This is a genomic window from Prevotella sp. P4-98 (assembly GCF_002251405.1).
Taxonomy (GTDB): domain Bacteria; phylum Bacteroidota; class Bacteroidia; order Bacteroidales; family Bacteroidaceae; genus Prevotella.
The window spans coordinates 1-17,433 of sequence record NZ_NPJC01000070.1 but is presented as its reverse complement, the minus strand read 5'-3'; the positions used below and the strand labels follow the sequence as shown (position 1 = coordinate 17,433).

The following is a 17,433-nucleotide window of genomic DNA, read 5'->3' as shown; positions in this document are numbered from 1 at the left end:
CAACTTCATTGTCAATACTCTTGGAGCTTTGGCAGCATATTGCTTCTTTCCTAAGAAACCTACAATTGCCGTTCAAAGGACTATTGATAGACAATTGACCTTATTCTAATTCGTCGAACTCACGTTAAATATAATCTTCAACTATAATCTTTGACAAAAATGCGCTCGAGTTCCTCGCTTTTGGGAAGGGTTTTATTATGGATCGCATCGGAGATGCTCGAAATCTAAACTAAAATCTTAACAAAAATCTTTAACTGGAATCTCTAAACTTTAAACTATAACCTTAACGCTAACCACTACCTATAACCTTTAAACTATAACCTTTAAACTATAACCTTTAAACTAAACACTCCGTGTTCTCCGTGTGATCCGTGGATTTTTTTGATTTTCCTTTAATTTTCTTTCTTTGTTTCTGTGATTTTTTGTACTTTTGTCTGATTAATAAAAAAAAGGCGATGAAGAACCAATAACAACAAAACATAAAACTAAACAATGAAAAAGAACATTCAATTGGTCGTGAGTATTGTCATGACTGTGGTGTCAATGACCCTCTTGACATCCTGTGAAAAAGAATTCTCTGAGGTAACCCCGGTTAACCCAGAAAGTAGTTTGACTGTTACCACTCGCTCGGAGAGTGGGGCTGAAGAAGTGGCGTATCCTGTGGCTGTTTATCTGTTTGATGCCAACAAGGCGTGTATTGACTTTCGGCGTATCGAATCTGCTGACGCGAGTGTTGTCTATGACTTGGTAGAAGGTGTGTATGATGTGTATGCCTTCGGAGGTGTGGCAGAGGGGAAATATACGTTGCCCAGTGTGAAAGAGGCTACACTTGCGTCTGTGATTACCTTGCAAGACGGACAAGAGCATGGGGACTTGATGATGGCTAAAAGTTCGGTGACTACGACGAAAGGGGAAGCTAACACTATCAACCTGTCGATGAATCGCTGTGTGTCGAAGATTGAATCTATCGTCATCAAACAGGTTCCTGACGATGTCACTGCTGTGAGTGTGACGCTGTCGAAGACGTGTAAGAGTATGACTTTTGACGGTACAATGAAAGATGTGAATATTGAAGTGATCACACTGGAAAAATCTGGTACGGAATCGGGTACATGGGAGTTGAAAACACCAAGACACGTGTTGTTTGATGTTGCTGCATCTGCCTCTGTGAAGATTAGTATGACAACGAATGGAAATGCTAAAGGTTATACCTATCAGTTGACCGATAAATGGAAAAGCAACTATCTATATCATATTAATGCTACCTATACTGAGAAACAAAATTTTCATGTGACGGGTACTATCACGGGGGCTACATGGCAGGGTACTGAGGATATCGTCTTTAACTTCGATGAGACCAATACTCAGGATGGAGGATCTGGTCCTACTATCAATGAAACAGCTCCTGAGGTTGGTACCCTTTATAAAGGGTGTTATGTATTGAGTCGCACCGAAGAAAGTAATGCTATCAAGGTATTGCTGTTGCATCCGAATCAGTATTCTGATGTATGTAATGGTTCGATGAGTCAAGAAGAAGCTCGTAATTCCATCAATTCTAAATTGTCGGAAATCGCATCAGAAAATGAAATAACTGGTTGGCACTTGCCTAATGAAGCAGAAATGGATGCTATTTATTCGACAGGAACAGGTATAATAAATCAAAAAATTCCGGAACCTAAGTTAGTGAATAATGAGGATTATTTTTATGATGACAACGGAACGATTAGAGGGTATCTACTCAGCTCTAAAGTTAAGAGAGATTTAAGTCTAACTACTAATAAAGCAATTCTCCGTCCTGTTGCTGTTGTACGGTTTACAAAATAATAATTTGAGAATAATGATGATGCGTCCGGGTGATATACTTGGGCGCATCTTTTATGTTGTCACAGAAATCAATCATCGGATCATCGGGATTTATCCACGGAGCACACGGAGGACACGGATCATCGGAATTTTATCCACGGAGCACACGGAGGACACGGAATTATTTTGGAAGTTGCTTCGCAAGAAATCTTTGGGGGAAATCTTTAATAAAAATATGGCCTATGGCCAGAAATAATCTATCACTCAGGTAGGCAGCTACAACATAATCTTTAACTAAAATCTTTGACTATAATGCGCTCGAATACCTCGCTTCTGGGAAGGGGTTTTATGGGGATCGCCTTACAGGCTCGACATCCTAACCATAATCTTAAAGAAAATCTTTAACTATAATCTTTTTCCGTGTTCTCCGTGTGATCCGTGGATTATTTTAGTTGCCTACGGCAAGATGTTTTGGAGTAGCGAAGACAGAGTGAGAGCTCCATTTTATGGCACCTTTTCTCGCCATGGCAGAGTTTAAGTGAACTTAATTCTGCTTCATTTGGCTTAACGAAAACGTTCGCTTTCCCTCTGCTCTCACTGTTCCAGAATATCTGTGTGACGTTAAAAGGAAGCGCACATGGTGGGAAAAAAAATCCGTGTGACGGTGAAGCGTTATTTCTTTGGTGGACGATTTTTCCATTGTTTCATGGCATGACGGAAGAAGCGGTCTTCAGCCTCAACGGCAGCAAGGACTTTGCTGGCAGGAACCACCCGCATCATCTTGTTATGGAATTTCTGTTCGATGGTTTTGAGTTCAATATTCAGTTTGTCGCGCTCTATCAAAGCCTTACGGCAAGCCTCGTTGTCGTTAGGGTGTTCGCGTAGCGTCTTGTGCGTATTTCTTATTCTTACATACACCGTTCGTTGGCGGCTGTGCATCTGTTTCATCAAAGGGATGAGTCTATCAGCCTCTTGCGGTGTGAGGTGCGCTTTCTTTATCACGTATGCCGTGAGTTCTGCATCGAATTGTTTTGGAGAGAACTTTTGGTTGTTTTGAGCCCAGGCTACTGACGTCATCATAGCCATGACGATCATTAACAGTATGGTGTGAAACTTAGTCTTCATTGTTGCAGGATTTTGTGGGTCATCAATTATCTTCAAGATAGGCATAGATGTCAGTATTATCAATCATGGCATAGTCGGCAGCCTCATCAACAAATCTATCGCCAGACATTTCTGCAGCTTGCACCTTATAGACATGTTGCGGAGAATCCTGTTGGAAAAGGAGAGCGGTAGCTACTACCATGACAGCGAGACAAGCCGCAGCAGCCGATATCCATAATCTTACCGTCCGATGTTGATGAACAGCAACAGTAGGTGTAGCACCATGTTGTTCAGCATCGGGTAGATTTGTCATGATTCTCATTGCCAAATCGTCGAAATATCCTTCTGGCACTTTGAAAGGTTGTTTTCCTTTCATTTGCTGGTGTATATATTTCTCTTCGTTCATTGTTTCTTTTTTTTGTTTGACGTATAATGGCGCAAAAGGTTTAATCCTTCTGATTGAAAAACTCGGTGATCTTCTTCACTGCAATATGATAAGACGCTTTCAGCGCCCCTTCAGTTGTATCGAGGAGTTGGCTCATCTCGCTATATTTCATATTGTCATAATAGCGCAGGTTGAAAACGGTGCGTTGCACATCAGGGAGCGAGGCAATAGCCTGTTGGAGTTGCGCAGCTGTTTCGTCTCCATCGAAATAAGGGTCAGCCATGAGTCTATCAGCCAGTTCTGCTTGTTTGTCAGCATCGATATTCACCGCTTTATTGCGTTGGCTTCTGATGAAGTTAAGACTCTCGTTGATGGCAATACGGTAAAGCCATGTAGAAAGGAGTGACTGTTGTTGGAAAGAGTCGATATTTGTCCATGCTTTCAGCATCACGTTCTGCATCACATCGTCAGCATCATCATGTGTGAGGACCATACGTCTCACCTTCCAATAGAGCGTTTCGCTATATTGGCGTACCACAATCTCAAAAGCCTTACGTCTTGTTTCAGGTCGTTTGAGAAGTTCTACGAGTTGTTTTTCGTTGAATTTCTCCTGACTCATGATATCGTTTTTATTTCATTCCAGATCGCATCATCATAAGCATAGACGTCAGGATAGTATTGAAGCTGTCCCTTTGCATCGGGGTAGATTGTATAATACACAATGTATATGGGTACGGGGTGTGGCAGTCGCATGACAGACACCAGACGATAGGTTTTCTCCTCCAGCAACGGGTGTTTCCGGATGTAGTCACGTCCACGTTGTGTCTCGGGTCGGATTCCCATAGAGATACGTATGCGTTCCAGCGTCCATTCATCAGCATCTTCGAGCAGGTATTGCGCGAACTCAAATGGTTTCTGTATCCTCACACATCCGTGTGACACCATTCTGACGGCATTGGCAAAGAAGCCCGGTGATGACGTGTCGTGCAGATAGACCGAATAGTTATTTTTAAATCGGAATACGATACGTCCCATGGCATTGCCAGGTCCACCCTCCTGTGCAACGCGACATATACCATTGGTCAGCATCTGTCGGGTCACGAATCGGGCATCTATATGTTTTCCTGTAGCCCGTTCAATGATGCGGTATCTATGTTTTGCAAAATAGCTACTATCTCCTGCGTGTCGTGCCACATCCTTATTGATGATGCTTTGCGGGATGCCCCATTCGGGGTTGACTTGGAAATAGGTGATTTCGCTAGAAAGCAGAGGTGTACGTGTTTCGCTTGTTCCACAGCCTATGCGCATGGAGAGGCATTGGTTCTCCTGGTAAGCATAAAGTTCGAATGCCGGTATGTTTACCACCACACGACGTCCGCTCAGAGAAACTTCGTGTGCTTTGCGCCATCTGCAACGCTCCATATTGACCAAGATACGGCGCCGGTCAGGTCCTTTCGCATCGTGGAGTCTCCTTTTGAGTTCTTTATAGAGCGGATCAGTCGGTTCGTTTCTATCCATCTCCTCACCCACCCTATTGGCAAGGACCTCATTGAATGCCTGTTGATAGAACTCAGCGGAAGGGTATTCAACAGGTAAGTCGTAGAGCAACGTCATCTTCCCTCTCATTGTCCCTGTGGTATCCGCCTTAGCCGTTTGAAAGACATAAGCCTTGTGTGGGTTGACGAAGCCATACCGCTGTCCTGTGACAAGTCGGAGATAAGCCTTAGAAAGTCTATATTCCAGACTCGCACATATTTTTCCAGCAGGATGTGATTGATCGAAATCCAAGTTACGTACACGTTGTGCATCCGCTTCTATTTCATCGATTTGAAAAGCCTGTGGAGAAAAGCCATATTCATCTATTTGGTGCAATCGGGCAATGAGAGAATCCGCTTGCGGTCGCAGTCCATAGCGGTCAGTCCATAGTAACGCCCCATTATTTTCATAGTATTGTGCCATGAATTTATATCGGCTTGACGCATATTGCCGGCATGATTCCACAATATATTTCCTGATGCTTTGCGCATCCATGACATATTGTTCGGACTTCATTTCTCCGATGACATTCTTTATTGTCTCAACATCTTGTTTCTCATGGTGACCGTTACAAGCTGTAAACAGGATGACAAGAGAAAGAATTGCGAAAATCAGAGAATGACTTTTCTTGTCACTTTGCCAACCTTGATAATGTAACACCCTTTTGGAAGATTAAGTTCGATTTTCTGCGCAGGACTATCTATTCTAACAGTCATCACATGGCGTCCGATCAATGAAATGACCTCCAATATCTTGCCTTGTGCGCCCATCACATGAACAGCATTTTTCGCTACAGAAATATGGATTTCTTCGTTGCCTGCCTCACGCGCAACAGACACCATGTTGCTATTCGCAGCCTGAACAGGCAGCGTCAACATTGCAGTTGCAAAAAGTGCTATCAACAATAGCAATCTCCTCATGTGATACGGTTATTTATTTATAATTTGTTGCAAAAATAAGAATATTCTTTGAAATATCAAAATTTTCACTCTTGTTTTCACCGATTTATTCCACATCAATAGTCAATCCCTCGTTGGCCAGCATGGAATCAGGGAAAATCTGTTTGGCCTCGTCAAGCAGTATTTTTTCGTCTTCACACCTTGAAGAATAATGTCCCAACACCAATTTTCCAGCCTCAGCATCACGTGCCACCATGGCAGCCTGTTGAGCTGTGGAGTGCATGTATTGCTCAGCCAGGGCCACATATTCCTCTGTGTAGGTGCTCTCATGGTAGAGCACACTCACCCCTTTGATTCTCGATGCAAGGTTCGGAATATAGCGTGTGTCGCTGCAATACGCATAGCTACGAGGAGGATCGGCAGGTTCAACGAGCAGGCTATTGCTCACCCGTTCACCATCTTCACTCACCCAGTCAGCTCCCGCCTTGATATTATTGATTTGAGACACGGGAATATGGTAGGCATCCAGCACGTCGCGTCGGATATGCGGCAAGGTCGGTTTTTCGCGGAAGAGGTAGCCACAGCACGGCATTCTATGTTCGAGGGGAACAGTCTCCACGGTCAGCGAACGATCTTCATAGACCACTTGTTGCTGTCGGGTATCAACATCATGAAACACAACCTCATAGTCGAAATCATGGCAGAAGATCTTCATCTGTTGCCGCATCACATCTCCCAGTGGTGCAGGTCCATAGACATCGAGTTTTGCCGTACGTCCCAGGAGTCCGAATGTGCTCAGCATACCAATAAGTCCGAAGCAATGGTCACCATGGAGATGGCTGATAAACACAGCAGAAATTTTGGTAAACCGGATACGTGAGCGTCTCAGTTGCATCTGAGTACCCTCTCCACAATCTACCATAAACAGTTTTCCCCTCATCTCCACCACTTGCGATGAGGCAAAGTGGCGGAGTGTAGGCAGTGCGCTTCCGCACCCAAGTATATGCACACGAAATGGTTCCATGTGAGAACAGTCGGTTAGTATTTCGAACAGCAATTATATTTTAAAGTCTTCACTCGAAGCCTCTTCAAGTTTGATATCCGAGTGTTCTTTCTTAGTTTGTTGACGACCATATTCAAAGATATCCTCAGCATCCTTGATGATGAGAGAGTCGGCAGTCAGTTTGATGATATTATACAAGGCAATATCTTCGATGCCTCCACCGCTTTCGCGTTCGCTCACCACTTCAAGTTGTCCGTTGAACAAACGCCAGGTTTTGTAGATGATGGAACTCTGTTCAATACCTTCCACCACACCGCCTTCTTTGATGCTGAAGCCCACTTCATCACTTCCGTCAAGCGGATTGGGCATCACCCAATTTCCGAGCAATGAAGTTTGGTTGATGACACAGACCGCTGTATTTTTGTCAGTTCCTGGCACTACGGCAATTCTGTCGCCCGCCTGGAGTCCTCCAAACACTTTATTATTATCCACAGCCGCTGCAATATCAAAGGTCACGGTATCTCCGAGGTCAGTAATGATTTGCAAGGTATGCATGGCAGTTCCGTCTCCACAGACACCATATACTGTCTTGTCTTGAAGTACGTTACTTGTTGAGTCGCCACTGTCAAAAGGTACACGTTTTTCTTTTCCTCCGCAACTGCAGATAGTCACAATTGCCATGGCTACCATGGCAAATGGAATCAAATTTCTTTTGGTTAACATCATCATTTTATTAAATTTTTGGGTTGATTATTCCTGTGCTTTTGCTTCGTTCCAAAGTTGGTCCATTTCCTCCAGCGTCATCTCAGTGAGCGGTTTACCCACTTTGAGGCTGTGTTGCTCAATATAATTGAAGCGTCGGATGAATTTCTGGTTGGTCAGTTCCAAGGCATTATCCGGATTGAGATGATAAAGTCGGGCAGCATTGATGACAGAGAAGATAAAGTCTCCCAATTCCTCTTCCGACCGCTGTTTATCCTCTTTCTTGAGTTCTGTTTCCAGTTCGGTAAGTTCTTCACGCACCTTTGCCCACACATCCTGTCGGTCTTCCCAGTCGAATCCCACATGGCGTGCTTTGTCCTGGATGCGATAAGCCTTGATGATGGAAGGCAGCGAGGCAGGTACTCCAGACAGTACGGTTTTGTTGCCGTCCTTTTCTTTCTGTTTGATTTGCTCCCAGTTGTCCAACACCTTTTCTACACTGTCAGCCTTCTGATATTCGCTGGCTTCACCATTCTCGCCATAAGGCAATGGCAGGGGATGAGAGGCTCCCACCTGCGAAGGGTGATAGACATGAGGATGACGGAATATCAGTTTATCAACCAAATGGTTACAGACATCGGCTATATCAAATTGTTGCTTTTCTTCTCCCATTCTGGCATAGAAAGCCACATGGAGCAACACATCTCCGAGCTCCTTGCAGATCTCTTTCACATCATCCTTGATGAGTGCATCACACAACTCATAAGTTTCCTCTATCGTATTGGGACGCAGGCTTTCATTGGTCTGTTTTTTGTCCCACGGGCATTTTTCCCGAAGTGTGTCGAGAACATCGAGCATACGCCCGAAAGCTTCCATTTTTTCTTCTCTTGTATGCATTGTCATTATAATTACAATAGTGCAAAGGTACTAATAACCAAGCGAAAAACCAAAATTTTATTTGGCATTTTCCTTGCTTATTAGTACCTTTGCACATTATTAAAGAAGATTTATTATATTTAATATGGAATTAGCAAGTAAATACGACCCAAAAGAGGTTGAATCGAAATGGTACCAATACTGGTTGGACAACAAGCTGTTTGCCTCAAAACCAGACGGACGTGAACCCTACACTGTTGTCATCCCGCCCCCCAATGTCACTGGCGTGTTGCACATGGGCCACATGTTGAACAATACCATTCAGGATATTCTTGTACGACGTGCTCGTATGGAAGGCAAAAATGCATGTTGGGTTCCTGGAACCGACCATGCTTCTATCGCTACCGAAGCCAAAGTGGTGAAGAAACTTGCAGAACAGGGAATCAAGAAGCACGATTTGAGTCGAGACGAGTTTCTCAAACACGCATGGGAATGGACCGACGAGCATGGAGGCATCATCCTCAAGCAGTTGCGCCGACTGGGAGCTTCATGTGATTGGGACCGCACTTCATTCACCATGGACGAGAAACGTTCGGAGAGCGTCATCAAGGTTTTTGTGGATCTCTTCAACAAGGGACTCATCTATCGTGGTTTACGCATGGTGAACTGGGATCCAAAAGCCCTGACAGCACTTTCTACCGAGGAGGTTATCTACCGTGAAGAGAAAAGCCATCTCTTCCATCTCAAATACTATGTTGACGGACTCACCTCACTGGACAATGAAGAAGCCCTGCTGGCAGAAGGCAACATCATTCATAAGGATGCCAAAGGCTATTATGCTGTTGTGGCTACCACACGTCCTGAAACCATCATGGGTGACACCGCTATGTGTATCAACCCGAAAGACCCGAAGAACCAATGGCTCAAGGGCCGTAAGGTCATCGTACCCCTTGTAGGTCGTGTGATTCCTGTCATCGAAGACCGATATGTGGATATTGAGTTTGGTACAGGATGCTTGAAGGTTACTCCTGCCCACGACACCAACGACTATATGCTTGGCAAGACCCACAATCTTGAGACCATCGATATCTTCAATGCCGACGGAACGATTTCCGAGCAGTCTCCACTCTATGTAGGTATGGACCGCTTCGACTGCCGCAAGAAGATAGCAGAAGACCTCAAAAAGGCAGGACTGATGGAGCGTATTGAGGACTACACCAACAAGGTGGGCTACTCTGAGCGCAACCCAGACACCGCCATCGAGCCACGTCTCTCTCTCCAGTGGTTCCTCCGCATGCAGCATTTTGCAGATATTGCGTTGCCTCCCGTTATGGACGACGACATCAAGTTCTATCCTGAGAAATATAAGAACACCTACAAGAACTGGCTTGAGAATATCCAAGACTGGTGTATCTCCCGTCAGCTCTGGTGGGGTCATCGCATTCCTGCGTATTATTATAATGAGCAAGGTGATTTCGTTGTGGCAGAAACCCGCGAGAAAGCCCTGCAGTTGGCCAAGGAGAAAGATGCTACTATAACCGATGCTGACCTACGTCAGGATGAAGATGCCCTCGACACATGGTTCTCCTCTTGGTTGTGGCCCATCTCACTCTTTGACGGTATCAACAATCCCGGCAATGAAGAAATCAACTACTATTATCCCACGAGCGACCTTGTAACTGGTCCGGACATTATCTTCTTCTGGGTTGCCCGCATGATCATGGCTGGCTATGAATACGTAGGGAAGATGCCGTTCAAACACGTTTATTTCACAGGTATCGTGCGTGATAAGCTGGGTCGTAAGATGTCGAAATCTCTCGGCAACAGTCCCGACCCCATCGAACTCATCGAAAAATACGGTGCTGACGGTGTACGCATGGGAATGATGCTTTCTGCTCCTGCAGGCAATGATATACTCTTCGATGACTCTCTCTGCGAACAGGGTCGTAATTTCAATAATAAGATCTGGAATGCCTTCCGTTTGGTAAAAGGATGGCAGGTGGCAGACATTGAACAACCCGAGGCCAGCAAGACTGCAACAGCATGGTTTGAAGCTAAGCTCAAAGAGGTCAACGAGGAACTGCAGGATCTGTTCTCCAAATACCGCATCTCTGAAGCCCTGATGGCTGTCTATAAACTCTTCTGGGACGAGTTCTCAAGCTGGTACTTGGAAATGGTGAAGCCTGCCTACATCAATGGCGAGGCACAGCCCATCGACAAAAAGACCTACGAGGCTACACTCCATTTCTTCGATATTCTCTTGAAGATGCTTCACCCCTTCATGCCGTTCATCACAGAAGAACTGTGGCAGGCTCTCTACGAGCGCAAGAACGGCGAAAGCATCATGCGTGAGAGTCTGCACCTTGATGCCCCCACGGATCAGGAGAAGGCTCTTGCCGCCGACATTGAGTTGGTGAAGCAGATTGTGTCGGGTGTACGCATGGTACGCAACCAGAAGAATATCGCTCCGAAAGAGGCACTCGTTCTTCAGGTAGTGGGCATCAACCATTACGAAGCTTACACCGATGTGATTGTGAAGATGGCCAATATCAGCGAGATCGATACTGTGGCAGAGAAAGACACTACCGCTGCTGCCTTCATGGTAGGAACTGATGAGTTTGCCATTCCTCTTGGCAACATGATTGACATTGCTGCCGAGATAGAAAAGCAAGAGGCTCAGTTGAAGCACCTTGAAGGATTCCTGGCAGGCGTCATGAAGAAACTCTCTAACGAGCGCTTTGTGGCCAATGCTCCTGAGGCTGTCGTTGCCCTGGAGCGCAAGAAGCAGAGCGATTCAGAGGAGAAGATTGCAGCACTGAAAGAATCATTGGAAGCACTTCGTGCCCAACAGTAATCTGTATTCCTATATTTAAGAAACGGCGCGGTGGGGAATGCCCACCGCGCCGTTTCTCGTTTTCTAAATCAGGCTGTTCGCCATGTTTCCCATCAAACTTAACCACCAATCGCCCAATTGGATTTGCGGTTAAGGTCTTAGTAAGATTTCATGCTTCGTTTTCTTGATTATTTCCCATGAAAGTAGTAATTTTGCAGTCTAATACAAAAAGACATTACTAACTCATGATTATCCCCATCACATCACTCTCACATCCAGGTATCGAACTTTTCAGTAAGTTGACCGAAGCACAGCTGCGACAGGTTAAAGAGACAGAAGAAGGCATTTTCATTGCAGAAAGTCCGAAAGTCATCAGAGTAGCATTACAGGCAGGTTGTCAACCGATAGCATTGCTTTGTGAAGAGCGGCATATTACAGGTGACGCCAGTGACATCATCGCTGCAATAGGTGATGTGCCAGTATATACGGGACCACGCCATCTTCTCACAGAACTGACCGGCTATGCGTTGACAAGAGGTGTATTGTGTGCCATGAAGCGATGGAGCATGCCTCAGGTGGAAGACATTTGCCAAGATGCACGACGGGTGGCTGTTATTGATAACGTGGTAGATACCACTAATATCGGAGCCATATTCCGGTCGGCAGCTGCATTGGGCATTGACGGTGTGCTGTTGACCAGAAACTCATGTGACCCGCTCAACCGCAGAGCGGTACGCGTATCAATGGGATCGGTGTTTCTCGTACCTTGGACATGGATAGACGGCCCTATCAGTTCACTTCATGATTATGGATTCAAGACAGCAGCCATGGCACTGACCGACGACTCCGTAGCTTTAGACCATGAGACACTGAAGGAAGAGCCTCGGCTAGCCATCGTTTTGGGAACAGAGGGAGACGGCCTCCCCCACGATGTAGTGAGTGATGCCGATTACGTAGTGCGTATTCCCATGTCCCATCAAGTCGATTCACTCAATGTGGCAGCAGCATCGGCTGTAGCATTCTGGGAATTGGGCAAGCGTTAGAGTTTCTCTTTGAGGTAACGTCCTGTCACACTCGTTTCACATGTTGCCACCTCTTCAGGTGTGCCTGCACATACAAGGTTACCACCACGGTCACCACCGTCGGGACCAAGGTCTATGATATAGTCGGCACACTTGATGACGTCAAGGTTGTGTTCGATGATGACTACGCTGTGGCCTCGACTGATCAGTGCATCGAAAGAACGGAGCAGTCGTTTAATGTCATGAAAGTGAAGACCAGTGGTAGGTTCGTCGAATATGAACACCGTAGGCGACTGTTTCTCCTGCCCTATGAAGTATGCCAATTTCACACGTTGGTTTTCTCCTCCCGATAGCGTAGATGAATTTTGTCCGAGTTTGATGTAACCCAGTCCCACATCCTCCAACGGTTTGAGTCGGCTGACGATAGTTTTCTGGTTGTATTCCCCAAAGAATTGAATGGCCTCTGAAATGGTCATTCCCAATACCTCATCAATATTCTTGCCTTCAAAGCGCACGTCTAAGATATCGCGCTTAAAGCGGTGGCCGTGACATGCTTCACACTCCAATACGAGATCTGCCATAAACTGCATCTCCACATTGATGACACCCGCACCTTTACACTCTTCACATCGTCCGCCTTCTGCGTTGAATGAGAAATACTGCGCTGTGAAGCCCATTTGCTGCGCTAATGGCTGGGCAGCAAAGAGTTCGCGAATGGCATCATAGGCTTTGACGTAAGTGGCTGGATTGGAACGAGTGGATCGTCCTATTGGATTCTGATCTACAAATTCTACGCGTTTCACTGCATCAATATCTCCGGTAAGACCGCTAAATTCGCCAGGCGCATCGCACACATCCCCCAGCAATCGCTTAAGGGCGGGATAAAAGATTCCCTTGATAAGGCTCGATTTTCCACTTCCACTGACTCCCGTCACCACCGTCATCACATTGAGTGGGATGGACACATCCACTCCCCGAAGATTATTCATTCGCGCACCATTGATATTGATTTTGCGATTCCATGGTCTGCGGGTAGAAGGCACAACAATAGTATCTTTACCAGACAGATAGCGGAGCGTGTGACTGTGGGGATTCTCTTCCAACTCCTTTTCGCTGATGTGCTTAACCTCCCCTTCAAACACAATTTCACCTCCGAGTCGGCCTGCATCAGGACCTATATCGATGATATAATCGGCAGCACGCATCATCTCTTCATCATGTTCCACCACGACTACGGTATTGCCAAGAGCCTGTAACTGGCGGAGCACACGGATGAGACGGTCGGTATCACGACTATGAAGACCTATACTGGGTTCGTCAAGGATATAGAGTGATCCTACGAGCGATGAACCGAGCGAGGTGGTGAGATTGATACGTTGGCTCTCACCGCCCGACAGCGTGTTTGACATGCGGTTGAGGGTGAGATATCCGAGACCTACGTCCAGCATAAACTGCAAACGGGAGTTGATTTCCGTCAGAAGGCGTTTACCTATCTGTGCATCTTGCGGTTCAAGGTCGAGTTGGTCAAACCATGTTTTCAGTCGCACAATGGGCATTTCCACAAGGTCGCTAATGCTTCTGCCTGCTATTTTCACGTAGTTGGCTTCGGGCTTCAGTCGTGATCCGTGACACTTCGGACAAGTGGTTTTTCCACGGTATCGACTCAACATCACACGGTATTGTATCTTATACTGATTTTCTGTAACCATGCGGAAGAAATCATCTATCGACACCCGTTCTCCCTTAGCACGTTTGCGGTCTGACGGCAAGCCGTGCCAGAGTTGGTTTTTCTGCTTTTGTGTAAGATTATAATAGGGTTCAAAGATAGGAAAATCGTCAAGGGCTGCTCTGCGACAGAATTCCTCTTTCCATGCTTTCATCTTTTCACCATGCCAGCATACCACACAACCGTCATAAACCGACAGTGACGTGTCAGGAATCACCAAGTGTTCGTCGATACCGATGATATTGCCAAAACCCTGACATTCAGGACAGGCTCCGGCTGGAGAGTTGAACGAGAACATATTGTCGTTAGGTTCTTCAAAGGTGATTCCATCCGCTTCAAAACGCATAGAGAAATCATAGGAAATCATCGAAGGCATGAACACCAACCGACATTCTCCATTACCTTCATAGAAGGCTGTTTCTGTAGAGTCTGTCAATCGCGACACAGCATCTTTGGCGGCATCTACCGCCATACGGTCTATCACGAGGTATAGACCCTCAGCGGTCGTTGCCGTTTCTGCTTCTGGATGCGCTTGCAGATAATCGTCTATGCGCGAGAGTTCGCCCTTGGCAAACAAGCGCGAATATCCATTATAAACGTAGGTTTTAAGTTGCTGACCCAATGTACGCGATTCAGGGAGTACTACGGGAGCCATAATCAAGAAACGAGTTCCTGCCGCATATTGCTGGGTACAAGCGATGATATCCTCCGTGGAATGTTTCTTCACCTCTTGACCACTAATCGGCGAGTAGGTTCTACCTATTCGGGCAAACAGCAGTCGGAGGTATTCGTAAATCTCTGTGGTAGTACCTACAGTAGAACGAGGATTGCGTGAAATCACACGCTGTTCGATGGCAATGGCAGGCGGAATACCTTTGATAAAGTCACATTCGGGCTTGTTCATACGTCCAAGAAACTGACGAGCATAACTCGACAAGCTCTCCACGTAGCGACGCTGACCTTCAGCATACAAGGTATCAAATGCCAATGACGATTTACCACTGCCACTGACTCCAGTCACCACAATCAGTTTGTTGCGGGGTATCTTCACATTGATATTCTTAAGATTGTTGACCCGCGCACCTTTTATCTCAATATAGTCGTTCATATTTATATTCAAATGAACCACAAAGTTAGGGAAAAGAGACTGAATAACAAAGAAAATCATACTTTTTCTTTTATTTAAGAATATTATTCGTAACTTTGCAACCAAACTAGGAAACAACAAACTTACTAAAACATAATTTTCTATGAAGCACTATTTACTCACAGTCATTGCGTTGCTAGGACTATGTACAGGTGTCAACGCCACCGATATAACCACGTTGTCATGGGCTGATGTCTGCAACGGAAAAATGGGAGCCGAATGGTATGGTACCGATGAGGCTAAAGCCATCGCCGATATTGTGCTCGATGTACAGAAGACGACGGGAGGATGGATGAAAAATGATCAACTACACAAACTCACTCCCGATCAGTTAGCAAACCTGAAGGCTAGTCGCGATGAGCATTCCTGTCTCGATAATGCGGCAACAACACAGGAGATGCGATTCTTGGCAAAAGTATGGCAAGCCACAAAGATAGAAAAATACCGTACAGCCTTCACTAAAGGTCTTGATATGATCTTCACTTCGGAGAAATCATGCGGCGGATGGTCACAATACTGGCCACTGTCGGGCAACGGCAGTTACCAAGACTACATCACCTTCAACGATGACCTCGTCACCAATGTGATGAAACTCTTGCGTGACATCAATAACAACAAGGGCGATTTCACCAATATTGCAGACGAAACCATACGCACTAAGTGTATGACATCTTTCAATAAAGCCATCGACGTGATTCTGAAATGCCAAATCGATGACAATGGTGTCAAGGCTGCATGGTGTGCACAGCACGACCCTGTCGATTTTCTGCCAGCAGAAGGACGCCCTCACGAACTGCCTTCTGTCAGCGGATATGAATCTGCCAACCTTATCTCCTTCTTGATGACTGTCGAGAAACCTTCTACCGAACTCCAGGAGGCTATTACAGCGGCTGTGACTTGGCTCGACAACCATAAGATAGAGGGTAAGGCCATTGAAGATTTCACAAATGCAAAAGGCGAGCAAGACCGTCGTATCATCGACAAAAGCGGTAGCGCTATTTGGGGACGATTCATACAGATTGGCGGTGAGAGTGGCAAGAAAATCTACGACAAATTTTTCAAAAAACTGGAAGAGCGTGGCAAGAAGCGTACCTATAACTACAACGGCGTAGATTATACCTACACCGAAAACGAAATTGCTACGTCGAGCTACAAAGCTGAAAATGCCTACAAACCCATCTTCTCTATCTACAAAAACGAGTACCCTCACCTCTTCTATCGTTTCCTCTATAATTATGCTGATACCGACCCAGTCATCGATAGCAAGGGTGTACCTGTGGCAACCTCGCTGATGGCTACTAACAGAGCCAGTTACCAGTATCTCGGCAGTTGGTGTCAGAAACTCATCAGCGAAGAGTATCCCGCCTGGAAAAAGCGTATCGATGCCACACAAGGTGGCGAAGGTGAAGCCTTTGAGCTCTCTGCAGTCACCTACTCAGAAGAATCCACTGGAGATGGTCTAAACACCTACCATTTTAACAATGGATTTACCGTGTCAAATGCGAAAGGCAAAGTCTATGGTGCTGGAAAAAACAATACGATCAAGTATTCTGCCAATGCCTACGATATCAATATTCCAGAAGGGAAAAAAGTGGTGAAAGTCACCTTTACAGGATACGATAACTACGATGCTGATGCTTACATCAAGAACGTCAATGGAGTTAACTATTCCAGCACAGATTATGTATTCCCTGCAAAGGTTGACGATACATACACTACTGTTTCTCACTCTATTAGTTTTACTGAGGCACCTGTAGAGAAAAAACTGTCATTCTCTATTGGCAACAAGCAATGTTGCTTGATTATCTATGTCTATTGTTCATCGGCAACAGGCATCGAACAGATTACTATCACACCCAATAAGACTTCGCGCAAATACGTCAAGAATGGTAAAATCATCATTGAGAAGGGCAATAAAAAATATGCCATCAACGGACGTCAGATTTAAGCCTCTATAACATTCTATACAACTTATAAGGAACAAGGTTATCTTCATTGTGAAGAATTACCTTGTTTCTTTTTATTAAAACTACGGCTCAATAGAAAAGCATATTATTAATAAGGCACCTTAATACTAAATCAATCATCAGGGGCAATATAAAACTGACAGTTTTACCGTTTTTTCGCAAATAATTTCTTATAAACACCCTTTTGACACTGCTATAAAAAGGACAGAATTAGCCATTTTTCGTTATATCAATACTGCTTTTATACTTTTTTAAGAGTTTTTTCGTGCTTCGTATGAAAATAAACTTTAACTTTGCAGCAATAATTTATAAGGTCTATGCAAAAATTCTTTTTTTTATTGCTACCTTTGTTTGTAGCACATCTGTTCTCTTGTTCATCAGAGGACAACAACACAGTAGTGACAGAACCTGTCTCAGTAAAAGTCAGTTT

Annotated in this window: 14 protein-coding genes; 4 read left to right on the top strand and 10 right to left on the bottom strand. The window is 45.2% G+C overall.

The features are described 5' to 3' along the window. Positions 1–552 precede the first annotated feature (552 nt). Positions 553–1,824: a fimbrillin family protein gene (locus tag CIK96_RS11605; protein WP_158214865.1), complete on the top strand. Its 1,272-nt coding sequence runs from the start codon at positions 553–555 to the stop codon at positions 1,822–1,824. A 651-nt stretch (positions 1,825–2,475) separates the two neighbouring features. Here CIK96_RS11605 and CIK96_RS11595 read toward each other — a convergent pair. The 8 genes from CIK96_RS11595 to mazG form a co-directional block, all read right to left on the bottom strand. Then, a complete protein-coding gene (locus CIK96_RS11595; protein ID WP_144007381.1) occupies positions 2,476–2,928 on the bottom strand; it encodes a hypothetical protein in 453 nt (150 codons plus the stop codon). A gap of 22 nt (positions 2,929–2,950) precedes the next feature. Continuing rightward, positions 2,951–3,313, bottom strand: a complete 363-nt coding sequence (locus CIK96_RS11590; RefSeq protein WP_094440664.1) for a hypothetical protein — start codon at positions 3,311–3,313, stop codon at positions 2,951–2,953. 40 nt (positions 3,314–3,353) lie between these two features. Next, positions 3,354–3,911 carry an RNA polymerase sigma factor gene (locus CIK96_RS11585; protein ID WP_094390915.1) on the bottom strand — a complete coding sequence of 186 codons (558 nt, stop codon included), beginning with the start codon at positions 3,909–3,911 and terminating at the stop codon, positions 3,354–3,356. Next, positions 3,908–5,344 carry a L,D-transpeptidase family protein gene (locus CIK96_RS11580; protein ID WP_094440663.1) on the bottom strand — a complete coding sequence of 479 codons (1,437 nt, stop codon included), beginning with the start codon at positions 5,342–5,344 and terminating at the stop codon, positions 3,908–3,910. Before CIK96_RS11580 ends, CIK96_RS11585 begins: the two co-directional genes overlap by 4 nt. A gap of 95 nt (positions 5,345–5,439) precedes the next feature. Then, positions 5,440–5,748: a T9SS type A sorting domain-containing protein gene (locus CIK96_RS11575; protein WP_094435914.1), complete on the bottom strand. Its 309-nt coding sequence runs from the start codon at positions 5,746–5,748 to the stop codon at positions 5,440–5,442. Positions 5,749–5,833: 85 nt separating this feature from the next. Next, positions 5,834–6,751 carry a ribonuclease Z gene (locus CIK96_RS11570; RefSeq protein WP_094440662.1) on the bottom strand — a complete coding sequence of 306 codons (918 nt, stop codon included), beginning with the start codon at positions 6,749–6,751 and terminating at the stop codon, positions 5,834–5,836. Positions 6,752–6,784: 33 nt separating this feature from the next. Continuing rightward, positions 6,785–7,459 carry a lipocalin family protein gene (locus CIK96_RS11565; RefSeq protein WP_094440661.1) on the bottom strand — a complete coding sequence of 225 codons (675 nt, stop codon included), beginning with the start codon at positions 7,457–7,459 and terminating at the stop codon, positions 6,785–6,787. 21 nt (positions 7,460–7,480) lie between these two features. Beyond that, a complete protein-coding gene (mazG, locus tag CIK96_RS11560) occupies positions 7,481–8,329 on the bottom strand; it encodes a nucleoside triphosphate pyrophosphohydrolase (protein WP_094440660.1) in 849 nt (282 codons plus the stop codon). A gap of 124 nt (positions 8,330–8,453) precedes the next feature. On the opposite strand from mazG, the gene CIK96_RS11555 reads away from it, so the two are divergent. Continuing rightward, the gene (locus tag CIK96_RS11555; protein ID WP_094390909.1) at positions 8,454–11,162 is read left to right on the top strand and encodes a valine--tRNA ligase; all 2,709 of its coding nucleotides are present in this window, start codon (positions 8,454–8,456) and stop codon (positions 11,160–11,162) included. Positions 11,163–11,386: 224 nt separating this feature from the next. Then, complete coding sequence (locus tag CIK96_RS11550; protein WP_094440659.1) at positions 11,387–12,184, top strand: RNA methyltransferase; 798 nt, start codon at positions 11,387–11,389, stop codon at positions 12,182–12,184. Here the strand turns inward: CIK96_RS11550 and uvrA are convergent. Beyond that, the gene (uvrA, locus tag CIK96_RS11545; protein WP_094440658.1) at positions 12,181–14,997 is read right to left on the bottom strand and encodes an excinuclease ABC subunit UvrA; all 2,817 of its coding nucleotides are present in this window, start codon (positions 14,995–14,997) and stop codon (positions 12,181–12,183) included. The genes CIK96_RS11550 and uvrA overlap by 4 nt on opposite strands. Before the next feature lie 142 nt (positions 14,998–15,139). Here uvrA and pelA point away from each other — a divergent pair, with 142 nt between their 5' ends. Next, on the top strand, positions 15,140–16,984 hold the full coding sequence (gene pelA / locus CIK96_RS11540; RefSeq protein WP_094440657.1) for a pectate lyase: 1,845 nt from the start codon (positions 15,140–15,142) through the stop codon (positions 16,982–16,984). A gap of 260 nt (positions 16,985–17,244) precedes the next feature. Here pelA and CIK96_RS13390 read toward each other — a convergent pair. Beyond that, positions 17,245–17,433 (bottom strand): hypothetical protein (locus CIK96_RS13390; protein WP_216820948.1); only part of this gene is annotated, 189 nt, incomplete at its 5' end.